The organism is Streptomyces sp. NBC_00448 (assembly GCF_036014115.1).
GTDB lineage: Bacteria > Actinomycetota > Actinomycetes > Streptomycetales > Streptomycetaceae > Actinacidiphila.
In genome coordinates this window covers 8,750,470-8,763,386 of the sequence record NZ_CP107913.1, presented here as the reverse complement: position 1 = coordinate 8,763,386, position 12,917 = coordinate 8,750,470, and the positions used below count along the sequence as shown (strand labels likewise).

Below are 12,917 nucleotides of genomic sequence, written 5' to 3'. Positions count from 1 at the left end.
CGCATCAGGCGGTTTCCGGCCCGGTCCGCCGCGGTCCGGGGGCGCTTCCGAGAAACGCGCGCACCGTCTCGATGAACTCCGCCGGGCGCTCGTCGTGCACCATGTGTCCCGCGTCGATCGTCACCAGGCGGGAGTCCGGGATGCGCGCGGCGGTCCGCGCGAGCTGGTCCTGCGGCAGGTGGCTGCCCGGGCCGCCGGCGATCACCAGGGTGGGCGCGCTGATCTCGGCGAGGCCGTCCCAGTGCCGGACGGCCGGCGCGTTGCGCTGCACCGCGACATCCCGCACCACCCGCCAGTCGTACGGCGTGGGGCCGTCGGGGCCCTCGGGGACCGGGCGGCGGGGCTCGGCGGGGAAGGGCAGCGGGCCCTCCTCCAGCACCAGCCGCGCCACGGCCGCCGGGCGGTCCATCGCCACCAGCGAGGCGGGCACGGTCCCCATCGAGTGGGCGACGATCACCACCTGCTCCTGCCCGAGCGCGTCGATCAGGCCGAGGACGTCGTCGCGCATGGCCTCGTACGCGTACTCCCCCGGGTGGTCGCTCTCGCCGTGCCCACGCATGTCGACGGCCAGGGTCCGCAGGCCGTCCGCCGCCAGCGCCGCCGACACGGCCCGCCACGAGCCGCGGTCCTCGCCCAGCCCGTGCAGGAGCAGCACCGCCGCCCCGTCGGCCGGCCCCTCCGCGTCGCCGACCAGCCGCACCCCGTTGACCTCGTACGTCACCACGTCGCTCATGCCGCCACGCTAGCCGCGCCGAACGGCCCGGGCCGCCGTGTTCGCCGGTGGCGTGACCGCCGACGCGCCCTTGCCGGACGGGAGGCGGGGGCGGTCAGCGGCCTTCTGCGGCAAGGCAGTTCGGCGGCCCGGTGGCTCTCAACGGCTCAACGGCAGGGCGATCCGGCCCGCGTGGCGCGGGTCCTCCGCCTCGTCGAGCATGGCCGCGGCCACCGTCTCCCGGCTCACCCGGGCGGGGAGAAGGCGTCTGGGCGCGCCGTCGAGGCCCGTGGTGCGCCGGCGCGGGCCGAGCGGGCCGTTGGAGAGCGGCCCCGCGTGGAAGACCGTGCCGCCGGCCTGGAGGACGGTGGCGTCCGCGGCGACCTTGTCGGGCAGTTGGGCGCCGAGCGCTTTGAGGAGCGTGCGGGTGACGGGACCGGCCGACCGGGCGGAGGGACCGGTGCCGTAGGCGCCCAGCCACACGATCCGCTCGGGTCCGGCGGCGACCACCGCGCGGGCGCCGGACGTCAGGGCGCCGGGCCGGTCGCCCTTGGCCACGCCGAGGCCGGACAGCACCACCTGACTCCCGCGCAGCGCTTCGGCGATGGAGGCGGGGTCGCGTACGTCGGCGGCGACGCGGGTCAGGCGCGGGTCGTCGGGGACCGTGATCCGCGCGGGGGTACGGGCGACGGCGGTGACGGTGTGCCCGCGGTCGAGCGCCTGGCGGGTCAGCGCGAGGCCCGTGGCGCCGGAGGCGGCGAGGATGGTCAGGTGCACGGCGGGTTCCTGGTGAGTGGTGGGGATGGCGGCTGCGGTGGGGCGGGGAGCCGACCCGGGTGCCCCGGTGGCCGTGCCGGTGGACCGGGGCACCCGGCCCGCGCCCCTACGACATGGTCTCGACTTCGGCATCGGCCTCAGCATCGACTTCGGCATCGACCGCTTCGGCTTGCACCTTCGACGCTAGGCGCCCGGACAGATGATTGCCAGTGCACTCTTGTAAGCCCAGAAGTTACCCTGGTGCATGTGGACCTGAATCTGCTCGTCGCGCTCGACGCCCTGCTCGAAGAGAACAGCGTCGCCGCGGCCGCCGAGCGCCTGCACCTGAGCCCGCCGGCGATGAGCCGTACCCTCGCCCGTATCCGCAAGGCGACCGGGGACGACATCCTGGTCCGCACCGGGCGCACCATGACCCCGACCCCGCGCGCCCTGGAACTGCGCCAGGATACACGGGAGTTGGTGCGTCGCGCCGGCGCGGTCCTGACCCCGGTCACCACGCTCGACCCGGCCCGCCTCGACCGCACCTTCACCCTGCGCTGCCACGACGCCCTGGTGACCGCGTTGGCCCCGCTCCTGATCACGGCCGTCGCCCGGCAGGCGCCGCTGGTCTCGATCAGGTTCCTCGCCGAACCCTCCGCCGACGTCGCCGACCTGAGCCGCGGACACACCGACGTCGAGGTCGGGGCCGCCGCGCCCGACCGGCCGGAGATCGCCGCGGAGGAGGTCGGGTCGGACCGGATGGTCGCCGTCATGCGACCCGACCACCCGCTGGCCGAGGGCGAGATCACCCCGGCGCGCTTCGCCGAGGCCGAGCACGTCACCGTCTCGCGCCGGGGCCACCTGTCCGGCCCCGTCGACGACGCGCTCGCCGGGCTCGGCCTGCGCCGGCACGTGTGCGCCGCGCTGCCCACCGCGAGTGCCGCCCTCGGCCTCGCCGCCCGGATCGGGGCCGTGACCGTGGTCGCCGAGAAGGTGTGCCGCCCCGTCCTCACCGGCCTGGGGCTGTGCGCCCGCACCCTCCCCTTCGACCTGCCGCCCGTCCCGGTCGTCGTCGCCTGGCACCACCGCCACGACACCGATCCGGCCCACGCCTGGCTGCGCGCCCAACTCGTCGACGCCCTCGGCGTCATCATCGCGGACGCCCCGGCCGGCGACCCGGCCCCGGACCCGCGCTGACACCGTAAGCGGGCTGACGCCTGGCGTAAGGCGCGCGCGGCCCGCGTACGGGACCGGGACCGGGTCAGGCGGCCGCGTGCCGTACGTGCAGATGGCCGTCGAGCGGGTAGGCCGGCGGAGCGGCCGGCAGGAGCCGGTCGAAGCGGTAACCGCCCTTCTCCGCGACACGGCAGGACGCCGCGTTGTCGAGCTGGTGGAGGAGTTCGAGGCGTTCCAGACCGGCGGCCCCGAAGACGTCGAAGGACCACGCGGTGAGCGCTTCCAGGGCGCGCGGGGCGACGCCACGGCCGCGCGCCCTGGCCACCGTCCAGTAGCCGACCTCGGCGCGGGGCACGCCGGACGCGACGTCCTTGAGCACCATATTGCCCACCAACCCCGGCGGCGCACCGTCCGGGGCCGTTTCGAGGACGGCGAAGCCGAACCGGTCGCCCTGCGCCCAGCCCCGTTCCTCGGCCCGCACCCACCGCACCGCGTCGTGCTCGCTGTCCGGACAGCGGCTCGTCCACCGCCGCATCCCCGGGTCCCGGTACGCCTCGACCAGCGCGGCGGCGTCCCCCTCGCACCAGGGGCGCAGCACGAGCGCCGGCGCGGTCGGTGTGGCGGGGGCCGCGAGGACGACGGTCGCGTTCATCGCAGGATCGTATCCGCGGGCGCCTCGACGTGACGCGGCGTCCGCCGTTCCGGGACCGCGCCGCGGCCACCACGTCATCGCGGTGCCCGGGCGTGCAGGGCGCGGGCTGCCCAGTCGAGCACCGGACGCAGGCTCTCCGGCTCGGGCCAGCCGTTGATCACCGCGAGCAGCGCGAAGTACCGCTCCCGGCGCGGGTCGTTCATGCGCTCCAGCCGGGCCGCCAGTCGCCGCCGCGGATCGGGCCCGGCACCGTCGCCACTGTCGCCGTCGCCCTCACCGTCGCCGTCCCCGTCCCCGTCCCCGTCCCCGTCGCCGCGGTCGAGGAGATGGGCGCAGCGGGTCAGGAGGACCGCGACGATCGGATCGGCCCGCGGAGAAGCCGGATCGGCGCCCGCCGCCACGGCCGGAGCGACCTGGTCACGGACGATCGCGGCCAAACTGCCGTGCAGCATGGGCGGTTCGCCCGGAGGGTGCCCGGCCGCCTGCTCCTCGACCAGCTGCCGCAGATGGGCCCGGAAGCGGGGGTCCTGCGCGAGCTCGGCCAGTTCCACCCACGCCCGGACCTGTTCCGCGTCGGGGTGATCGGGCAGTTCGGGGGTCATCGAGCGCATGATGCCGGCGAACCTCGGGTCGCCTGCCACGTCGGCGAAGGCGGCACCAAGGAAGTCGCCGACCAGCCGCCGGCGTTCGGTCTCGGAGAGCATGGCCAGCCGGTACATCAGACGGGTCTCCTCAGGGGTCGCGCCGCGCTCCGCCACGGCGGCCAGCACCGCGCGCCGCAGCCGCAGCACCCGGATCTGGACGTCCAGGGCGTCGGCGTGCACCGCGGCGACCTCCGGCAGCGCGAGTTCCCGGTCCACCACCTTCCGGACGGCCGCGAGGTCCAGCCCCAGCTCGCGCAGGGTGCGTACCAGGTCCAGGCGGGCGACGGCGTCGTGGGCGTAGCGGCGGTAGCCGGCCGGGCTGCGGTCCGCGAGCGGCAGCAGGCCGCGGTCGGAGTAGTACCGGACGGTCTTCACCGTGGTCCCGGTGCGCCGGGCCAACTCGCCGATCGAGTAGAGCGTGGGGCCGTTCATGTGCCCCATCCTCGGGTCTCCCCCGGCGGGAGACTCAAGCCCGCACCCGCGCGACGGCCCGATACCACAGCAATCTCCGTGCATTCCGCGGCCATCTTCATGCACGGAACACGTAGTGCACACAGGTAACTCCACCACTGCCAACGATGCATTTGCCGTCAAGAGCCGTGCTGCCTACCGTCGAAGAGCAGGCGGCGAGGGAACCGATTCCCCGCTCCGACCGGATGCCACCCCAGGAGAACCCCATGTCCGTTGCCCCGTCCTCCGACCTCGACCGCGCGCTTCTGGACACCGTGACCGCCGCCGTCAGGGCCGCGGGGGCCACCTTGCGCGAGCGCTTCACCGCGGACGCCCGCGGCAGCGGCCTCGACGAGATCGTCGGCGAGATCCACGCCAACGACGCCGCCGTCCTGGACGTGCTCATGCCCCCGCTGCTCACGGACCGGCCCGGATCGCGGTGGGCCGAGGACGAGTTGGCCGGTGGGGCGCTGCCGCCTGGCGAGTGGTGGGTGGTCGACCCGGCCGAGGGGAACATCAACCACGTGCACGGCATGCCGGACTGGGCGGTCACCGCCACGCTGGTGCGCGACAACCGGCCGGTCCTGACCGCCGTCCACCTGCCGCTGACCGGGGAGACGTACACGGCCGTCGCCGGCCTCGGCGCCCGGCTCGACGGCAGGCCGCTGCGGGTGTCCGCCAAGAACGACCTGGCCGCCGCCCTGACCGGCACCGGCCAGGCGAAGCCGGGCGAGGACGAGCGCACCTTCCGCAGGATCGGCGCGTCGGTCACCGCGATGCTGGTCGCGGGGCTCGTGGTGCGGGTGTCGGTACCGGCCACCTTGCAGCTCATCCATGTCGCGGCCGGGCGGATGGACGCCTTCTGGCAGTTCTCCGACGTCCGCTCCGGCCTGGTGGCCGGTGCGCTGCTGGTCGCCGAGGCGGGCGGCACCGTCACCGACATCGACGGCGCGCCCTGGAGCCTGACCAGCCGCGACTTCCTGGCCGCGGCCCCCGGCGTGCACGCCGCCACCGCCGAGGTCCTGGCACCGATCGCCGCCTGACCGGGGAGGGGAGCCCGCCGGGAGATCGAAGCGCCCGGACGAAGACAGCCCGCCGGGCGGGTGGAGTTCACCGGGCCACGGACCCGCCAGGACCCGCTAGAGGCGTTCCGGGCCGTCCTCCCGGTGGGTGGCGACGCGCCGGTACAGCGCCTGGGCCTCGTCGCTGCGGCCGAGGTGCTCCAGGCAACGGGCCTCGTCGTTGCGGCTGGTGAGGGTGTCGGGGTGGTCGGGCCCGAGCAGCGCCTCGCGCGCGTCGGCGACCTCGTGGTAGACGCCCAGGGCGTCACCCCAGCGCCCGAGCCAGCCCAGGCACACCGCGATCTCCCGCTTGCTGACGAGGGTGTCGGCGTGGTCGGCGCCCAGCACGCGCTCCCGGACGGCGGCCACGTCGCGGGCCTCGGCCAGCGCGCGGTCCCACTGGCCGAGCCGGCCGAGGCTGACGCCGAGCGCCTGACGGGCCCGCAGCGTCTCCTCGTCGCTGGAGCCGGCGGTGCGGGTGAGGGCGGCGACCAGGTCCTCGTAGAGCACGAGGGCGTCGGAGGTGCGGCCGAGCCGGGTCAGGCAGATGCCGGTCTCGTAGCGGACGGCGAGCGTGGCGGAGTGCTCGGTGCCCAGCACGCGGGCGCGGACCTCGCCGACCTCCCGGTAGACCTCCAGCGCATCCGCCCAGCGGCCCGCCCGGCCGAGCGTGAACCCGACCTCGAAACGGGTGCCGAGCGTCTCGGGGTGCTCGGCGCCCAGCACCCGCGACCGGGCGTCGGCGACCTGGACGGCAGTGGTGTACGCCTCCTGCGTACGGCCCAACTCGGCCAGGTTGTAGGCGAGGTTGTGCTTGCACCGCAGCGTGTCGGGGTGGTCGGGGCCGACGGTGCGCTCGCGGGCGTCGAGCACCGCGGAGAACTCCTGGTGGGCCTCCAGGTGCCGGCCGAGCGCGCCGAGCGCGTACGCCGCTTCGTGCCGCGCGGCGAGCGTGTCGGCGTCGTCGGGCCCGAGCACCCGGCGCCGCACCTCCGCGACATAGGCGTACAGCCGCAACGCCTCCTCGGCCCGGCCGAGTCGGGTCAGGCAGTAGGCCGCTTCGTGCCGGCTGGCCAGGGTGTCGGGGTGCTCGGTGCCCTGGGCGCGGTCTCGGGCGGTGGCGACGGCGGTGTGCAGTTCGTACGACTCCCGCCAGTTGCCGATCCGGCCGAGGTCGTCGGCCTCGGCCTGGCGGGCGGCGAGTTCGGCGAGTGCGGCCGGATCGGCGGACGCGGTGACGGTGCGGGTGGACCAGGCACCGGTCAGTTCGTGGCGGGCGGTCGCGGCGGGCGGGCGGGCCCGGGTGGAACGGGCCTGCGGTCCGGTGGTCAGCGTCCGCGCCCAGTCCGGCACGGCGCCGGTCGCGGTCGCCACCTTGTCCCCCGCGCGCATCGCCTTGAGCCGCCCGCCGACGTCGGCAGCGTCCTGCGGGCGGTCCTCGGGGTCCTTGGCGAGCAGGTCGAGGATGAGGAGTTCCAGCTCCACCGGCAGTTCGGGGCGCTCGGCGCGCGGCGGCTCGGGGATGTTGTCGCGGTGCCCGACCAGGATCGACCAGGCATCGCCGAGGTCGAACGGCGGGTGCCCGGTGGCGAGTTCGTACAGCACGCAGCCGAGCGAGTACAGGTCGCTGCGGTGGTCGACGGCGGAGTTGCCGATCTGCTCGGGGGACATGTAGTGCGGGGTGCCCATGGCGACACCGGTGCCGGTGAGGCGGGAGGTGAAGCCGATGTCGTGGCCGAGCCGGGCGATGCCGAAGTCGCAGATCTTCACGGCGCCGTCGGTGAGCCGCATGATGTTGGCCGGTTTCAGGTCCCGGTGCACGACGCCCTGAGCGTGCGTGTAGGCGAGGGCCGCGGCGACCTGTTCGGCGATGTCGGTGATGTCGGGGACCGGCAGCGGGTGCCGGCGGGCGTCATCGAGCACCTGGAGCAGGTTGCGGCCGTCGAGCAGTTCCATCACCAGGAACAGCACGCCGTCGTGCTCGCCGAAGTCGTGCACGACGGTGATGCCGCGGTGCTGGAGCGCCGCCGCCACCCGCGCCTCGCGCCGGAACCGCTCCTGGAGCACCCGGGTGAAGCCCGCGTCGCCAGAATGCCCCATCGGTTTGAGGCACTTGACCGCCACCCGGCGGCCCAGCGACTCGTCCAACGCGCGCCACACCTCACCCATGCCGCCGCGGCCGATCAGTTCGTGCAGCCGGTAGCGGCCCTGGATCAGCATGCTGTCGGCGCGGGCGCCCGCGCTGCTTCCCGGGTCGGCGGTGGTGGCGCCGCCCGCGCCCGCGCCGGCGGTCGGTGCCGCGCCGCCGGGTCCGTACGGTCCGTCGTGGTGTCCAGCCTCCATCAGCGCCGTGCCCCCGTGCTCATCGGTGCTCGTGTCGGTGCTTCCCCGCACCCAGTATGGCCGGGCGGGGCGACATAGGGGGACAGCGCATCAGGGCACTTCGGGCTCATTCGGGGGAAGGCGCCGAGCCGAAGGGCGGGTGCCGGGGCCCAGCCGGGCGACCGCCTTGAGGATGTGACCGGGCGGCAACTGCCAGCGCACGGTGGCCGGGATCGCCCGCAGCGCCCGCCCGGCGACCCGCAACCTGCGGTCCGCGGCGGCCCGCGACGGCGCGGTCCGCCCGTACAACGCGTGGGCGTACGGAGGCAGGGCGGCGAAGGCGGTGCCCGAGACGGCCGGCCACACCGCGAACCGCACCGGCCGCAGGGCGGCGTGCACCGGCGGCGCCTTCAGGAACCGGACCACGTCGAACGCCTCGGGGGTGACGGCCAGTTCGGGGCGGATCTCAGTGAAGTAGCGGGCGAGCTGCGCGGTGTCGGCGGGCACGCCGGCCGGATCGAGGCCCACCAGGCGGGCGGCCTCGCGCTGCTCGTCGACGTAGGCGTCCGCGTGGGCGTCGGTGAGCGGGAACCCCGAGCGGCGCGCGACGTTCAGATACGAGTCGATCTCGGCGCAGTGCACCCACAGCAGCAGTTCGGGGTCGTCGACGCCGAACCGCTCGCCCGTGCCGGGGTCGATCGCCGTCAGCCTGCGGTGGATGCCGCGGATACGGGCCCCGGCCTGCTCCGCGGCGGGCGTGGTCCCGTAGGTGATCCGGCCGACGAAGGACGCGGTGCGCAGCAGGCGGCCCCACGCGTCGCGCCGGAAGTCGGAGTTCTGCGCGACACCGCGCACCGCGCGCGGGTGCAGCGCCTGGAGGTACAGCGCGCGGATGCCGGCGATCCACATGATCGGGTCGCCGTGCAACTGCCAGGTCACGGAGTCGGGGCCGAACAGGCCGGGGTCCTGGTCGGGATCGGGGCCGGGGACCGCGCCGGCGGGGTCGGGGACCGTGGTGCCGGGCGCGGGGCTGTCGGGCGCGGGGTCCGGGTCCGGGTCAACGCCCGTGTCCCCGGCGGAACGCGCCGGCGGGACAGCGCTCAGGGCCGCGTCCGGGCCCGGGTCCGCGTCGCGCATGGCCGCCTCCGTACCGTCTCGCCGTCTCGTCCCGTGCCGTCCACCGTAATCGGCCCGGGCGTGCGGGCGTAGGGCGCGTGGGGCGGGCGCGACACCCCCGCCGGTACGGAGCGCGGTTTCCCGTGCACCGTGGGTGATACTGCAACTGCGCTGGTGGCGGCGGGCCGACCGGTGCGCGGGCGACGGACGCGAGGACGTGCACAACCATGGCCGAGGGGCAGCAGCAGCGCGGGACGTCCGGCGGTCCGTGGCGGCGGCCGGCGCGCGGCGAGACCGTATGGCCGGCGCGCCCGCCCCTCCCGGCCGCGGTCCGGCGCCGCTACTGGCTGCTGCGCGGACTGACCTTCGGCCTGTCGCTGGCGGTGCTGGTGGCGGCGGGCGCGGGCACGCTGGTCTACCTGCGGCTGAACGGCAACATCCGGGACATGCCGCTGTTCGGCGGCATCGGCGGGGACGCGGGCCACGAGCGCCCGGACGCCTTCGGCCGTACGCCGGTGAACGTCCTGGTGATCGGCTCCGACACCCGCGCGGACCCGGCGGACTGCAAGCTCGGCGGCGACTGCGGCCCGGGCCGCAACGCGGACGTGGCGATGGTGCTGCACCTGTCCGCCGACCGCTCCCACGCCACGGTGCTGAGCATCCCCCGCGACACCGTCACCGACCTGCCGGCCTGCCGCGCCCCGAAGGGCGGGACCGCCGCCGCGCACCGCGGCCCGGTCAACTCCTCGCTCCAGTACGGTCCCGGCTGCACCGTCGCGGCCGTGCACGCCCTGACCGGCATCCCCATCGACCACTTCGTGATGGCCGACTTCGCGGGCGTGGTGCGGATGTCCGACGCGGTCGGCGGGGTGCCGGTCTGCGTGGACCGCAACATGTACGACCCCTACTCGCATCTGAAGCTGGCCCGCGGCCGGCACGGGTTGCGCGGCCAGGCCGCGCTGGAGTTCCTGCGCACCCGGCACGCGTTCGGCGACGGCAGCGACCTGGGGCGTACGTCCGCGCAGCACCTCTTCCTGAACGCGCTGGGCACGCGGCTGCGGCGCAGCGGCTCGCTCACCGACCCGGCCGGGATGCTGTCGCTGGCCGACACGGCCACCAAGTCCCTCACCGTCGACCCCGGTCTGGCCGCGGTCCCCAAGCTGATCGGGCTCGCGGACGACGTGCGCAAGGTCCCCTCCGCCCGGGTCGACTACGCCACGATGCCGACGGTTCCCGACCCGGACGACGGCGCCCACGTGGTCCCTGCGGCCGCCGCCCGGGGCGTCTTCGCCGCGATCACCGACGACACGCCGCCGCGCAAGGCCAGGGCCCAGGGGTCGTCCCGCGTCGACGAGTCCTTCGACGGACCCGACGGCTCCGCCACGCCTGCCGCCGGCCGGTCGGCCCGGGCGAAACGGTCCTCCGGCCCGGCCTGCGTGAAGGTCGCCACCGCCGCCACGGTCTCCGTGCACGGCACCGCGATGAACCCCACCGCGGCCTACGCCGCCACCCCGCACATCCCGGTGTCGGCGCGCTGACCCCGCCGCGGCCGCGTACCCGCCGGTGCGGTCAGCCCCAGAACGCCTGGGCGAGCGCGGTGCCGGTGAACGCGGCGCCCAGTCCCGCGGTGAGGCTGCCGACGACGTTCGCGGCCGCGTAGAAACGGGCCCGGTTCTCGACCAGCCGCAACGTCTCGTAGGAGAAGGTCGAGTAGGTGGTGAGGGCGCCGCAGAACCCGGTGCCGAGCAGGAGTTGCAGATGCGGGGAGGCGGCGCCCTCGGCCGCGGCCCCGCCGACCAGGCCGAGCACCGCGCAGCCGCTGACGTTCACCGCGAAGGTGCCCCACGGGAAGGCGGTGTCGTGCTTGGCCTGCACGGCGCGGTCGGTGAGGTAGCGCAACGGGGCGCCCACCATGGCGCCGAGGACGACGAGCAGCCAGTTCACCGGACCTCCCGGCCCGTCGCCGCCGCCACGACCCGCCGGGTCGCCTGCGCGCCCGCCCACACCGCGACCAGCGCGGCCGCCACGGTCAGCGCCAAGTACCCCAGCGCGGGGCGCGGATGGCCGTGGTCGACCAGGCCGCGTACGTCGGTCGCGTAGGTGGAGAAGGTGGTGAAGCCGCCCAGCACTCCGGTGCCGAAGAACGGCCGGACCAGGTGGTGGGCGGTCCACACGTCGGTGATCAGCACCATGAACACGCCGATGATCGCGCAGCCCACGACGTTGACGCCGAGCGTCGTCCACGGGAAGGCGTCGGTCGCGGTCGGCCACAGCCGCGCGGCGCCGTAGCGGGCGCACGCGCCGATCGCACCGCCGGCCGCGATCACGGCGATGACCACCGCCGGATGCCTGCTCAGTTCGGTGCGCTGGTCCGGGACATGCAGGTCGATGTCGGAGTCGACCGGCTCCTCGAAGAGGGGCGGGCGCGGGTCTGCCACGTGAGTCTCCTACTCGCATCGGTACGGCGCACATGCCCGCGCCTCTCGGCGCGATGCGGGTGTGCGCGTCGCAAGCAGGGACCGTTGGCGGCATCCTCACCGCGGTTCGGGTACGGCGGGCCCCACCGCCGTGCGGCCCCCCACGGGGTGCCGCACCGCCATTCTAACGGTCCCTCCGGCAGGAGCCGCACTTACCAAGGGGCGCGGGGAACTACGCTCACAGCGCTTCGCCTGGGAGGTACCCCCATCCAGCCACCACCGGGAGGTGGTCCCTCAACCGGCGGAACGGGGCAGCCGGGAGGGTCCGCTCACCCGGGCGACGAGCATCGTGAAGACCCCGGCGAGCAACCCCCAGAAGGCGGAGCCGATACCGAGCAGGGTGACCCCGGAAGCGGTCGCGAGGAAAGTGACGACCGCGGCTTCACGATCACCCTCAGCGGTCAGCGCACCGTGCAGGGAACTCCCGATGGTGCCGAGCAGCCCCACCCCCGCGGTGCCGAGCACCAGCGCCTGCGGCATCGCGGTCAGCAGCGTCCCGATGGTCCCGCCGAACAGCGCGACGCACAGGTAGAACACGCCCGCCCAGACCGCGGCGAGGAAGCGCCGGTCCCGGTCGGGGTGGGCGTCGGGGCCGGTGCAGATGGCCGCGGAGATCGCCGCCAGGTTGAGCGCGAAGGCACCGAAGGGGGCGAGGACCACACCCGCCGCGCCGGTCCAGCCGATCAGCGGGGAGACCGGGACGTCGTATCCGTCGCCCCGCAGGACCGCGACGCCGGGCAGGTTCTGCGAGGCCATGGTCACCACGTACAGCGGCAGGCCCGCGCCGATCAGGGTGTGCCAGTCGAACTGGGGGGCGGTGAAGACGGGCACCGCGGGGGTGAGCCGGATGTGGCCGGCCGCGCCGCCCCAGTCACCGGCCACGGTGGTCGCCACGATGCCGACGAGGAGGGCGGCGAGCACGGCGTACCGCGGACGTATGCGCCGGACGAGCAGGTATGCCGCGAACATCGGGAAGGTGATGCCGAAGTTGCCGTGCATGCTGCGGAAGAGCCCGGTGCCGAACTCCAGCAGCACCCCGGCCAGCAGCGCCGACGCGAGCGACACCGGGATCGACGCCATCGCCCGGGCGAACCAGCCGGTCACCCCGCTGACCAGGATGAGCACGGACGAGAGCAGGAACGCGCCGACCGCCTGGCCCATCGACGCGCCGGCGAGCCCGGTGGCCAGCAGCGCCGCGCCCGGCGTCGACCAGGCGGTGACCACCGGCGCCCGGTAGCGCAGCGAGAGGCCGATGCAGGTGGCGCCGAGGCCGACCCCCAACGCGAGCATCCAGGAAGCGAGTTCGGCCGAGTCGGCGCCCGCTGCCCGGGCCGCGGCGAGCACGATCGCGGCCGAGCTGGTGGTGCCGACCAGCACCGTGACCAGGCCGGCCGTGACCGCGGACGGGGGCGCGGCCGCGCGTATGTGGGCCGCGGCGGTACGGCGGGGCGCTGAGGTGGTCATCGGCTACTTCCCGGGGAGGTCGGACGGAACGCACGGGGCTCGGGCGCGGGGCGGGGCGGGGCGGGGCGGGGCGGACTCGTTCCACGT

At 75.1% G+C, this 12,917-nt stretch carries 13 protein-coding genes; 4 read left to right on the top strand and 9 right to left on the bottom strand.

Annotated features, from left to right (window positions below):
- Positions 1-4 precede the first annotated feature (4 nt).
- Both OG370_RS37705 and OG370_RS37700 read right to left on the bottom strand, forming a co-directional pair.
- Entirely contained in the window at positions 5-733 is a 729-nt protein-coding gene (locus tag OG370_RS37705) for an alpha/beta fold hydrolase (RefSeq protein WP_328472397.1), read from the bottom strand.
- A gap of 138 nt (positions 734-871) precedes the next feature.
- Positions 872-1,489 carry an NAD(P)-dependent oxidoreductase gene (locus OG370_RS37700; RefSeq protein WP_328472395.1) on the bottom strand — a complete coding sequence of 206 codons (618 nt, stop codon included), beginning with the start codon at positions 1,487-1,489 and terminating at the stop codon, positions 872-874.
- A gap of 25 nt (positions 1,490-1,514) precedes the next feature.
- Here OG370_RS37700 and OG370_RS37695 point away from each other — a divergent pair, with 25 nt between their 5' ends.
- Positions 1,515-1,676 carry a hypothetical protein gene (locus OG370_RS37695; RefSeq protein ID WP_328472393.1) on the top strand — a complete coding sequence of 54 codons (162 nt, stop codon included), beginning with the start codon at positions 1,515-1,517 and terminating at the stop codon, positions 1,674-1,676.
- A gap of 59 nt (positions 1,677-1,735) precedes the next feature.
- A complete protein-coding gene (locus OG370_RS37690; protein WP_328472391.1) occupies positions 1,736-2,665 on the top strand; it encodes a LysR family transcriptional regulator in 930 nt (309 codons plus the stop codon).
- 64 nt (positions 2,666-2,729) lie between these two features.
- Here the strand turns inward: OG370_RS37690 and OG370_RS37685 are convergent, their stop codons facing one another.
- Positions 2,730-3,296 (bottom strand): GNAT family N-acetyltransferase, encoded by a 567-nt coding sequence (locus OG370_RS37685; RefSeq protein WP_328472389.1) that lies wholly within the window; start codon positions 3,294-3,296, stop codon positions 2,730-2,732.
- Positions 3,297-3,370: 74 nt separating this feature from the next.
- On the bottom strand, positions 3,371-4,372 hold the full coding sequence (locus OG370_RS37680) for a MerR family transcriptional regulator (RefSeq protein WP_328472387.1): 1,002 nt from the start codon (positions 4,370-4,372) through the stop codon (positions 3,371-3,373).
- A gap of 245 nt (positions 4,373-4,617) precedes the next feature.
- Between OG370_RS37680 and OG370_RS37675 the strand changes: the two genes are divergently transcribed.
- Complete coding sequence (locus tag OG370_RS37675; protein ID WP_328472385.1) at positions 4,618-5,433, top strand: inositol monophosphatase family protein; 816 nt, start codon at positions 4,618-4,620, stop codon at positions 5,431-5,433.
- A 96-nt stretch (positions 5,434-5,529) separates the two neighbouring features.
- On the opposite strand, the gene OG370_RS37670 is transcribed toward OG370_RS37675, so the two are convergent.
- A complete protein-coding gene (locus OG370_RS37670; RefSeq protein ID WP_328474796.1) occupies positions 5,530-7,671 on the bottom strand; it encodes a serine/threonine-protein kinase in 2,142 nt (713 codons plus the stop codon).
- Between the two features lie 213 nt (positions 7,672-7,884).
- Complete coding sequence (locus tag OG370_RS37665; RefSeq protein WP_328472383.1) at positions 7,885-8,910, bottom strand: oxygenase MpaB family protein; 1,026 nt, start codon at positions 8,908-8,910, stop codon at positions 7,885-7,887.
- A 206-nt stretch (positions 8,911-9,116) separates the two neighbouring features.
- On the opposite strand from OG370_RS37665, the gene OG370_RS37660 reads away from it, so the two are divergent.
- The gene (locus OG370_RS37660) at positions 9,117-10,427 is read left to right on the top strand and encodes an LCP family protein (RefSeq protein WP_328472381.1); all 1,311 of its coding nucleotides are present in this window, start codon (positions 9,117-9,119) and stop codon (positions 10,425-10,427) included.
- A gap of 31 nt (positions 10,428-10,458) precedes the next feature.
- Here OG370_RS37660 and crcB (OG370_RS37655) read toward each other — a convergent pair whose 3' ends face one another.
- The 3 genes from crcB (OG370_RS37655) to OG370_RS37645 all read right to left on the bottom strand — a co-directional run bounded on the left by crcB (OG370_RS37655) (position 10,459) and on the right by OG370_RS37645 (position 12,830).
- A complete protein-coding gene (gene crcB, locus OG370_RS37655) occupies positions 10,459-10,833 on the bottom strand; it encodes a fluoride efflux transporter CrcB (protein ID WP_328472379.1) in 375 nt (124 codons plus the stop codon).
- Positions 10,830-11,327 (bottom strand): fluoride efflux transporter CrcB, encoded by a 498-nt coding sequence (gene crcB, locus OG370_RS37650; protein ID WP_443060819.1) that lies wholly within the window; start codon positions 11,325-11,327, stop codon positions 10,830-10,832. Before crcB (OG370_RS37650) ends, crcB (OG370_RS37655) begins: the two co-directional genes overlap by 4 nt.
- Positions 11,328-11,600: 273 nt before the next feature.
- Positions 11,601-12,830: a benzoate/H(+) symporter BenE family transporter gene (locus tag OG370_RS37645; protein WP_328472377.1), complete on the bottom strand. Its 1,230-nt coding sequence runs from the start codon at positions 12,828-12,830 to the stop codon at positions 11,601-11,603.
- Positions 12,831-12,917 lie beyond the last annotated feature (87 nt).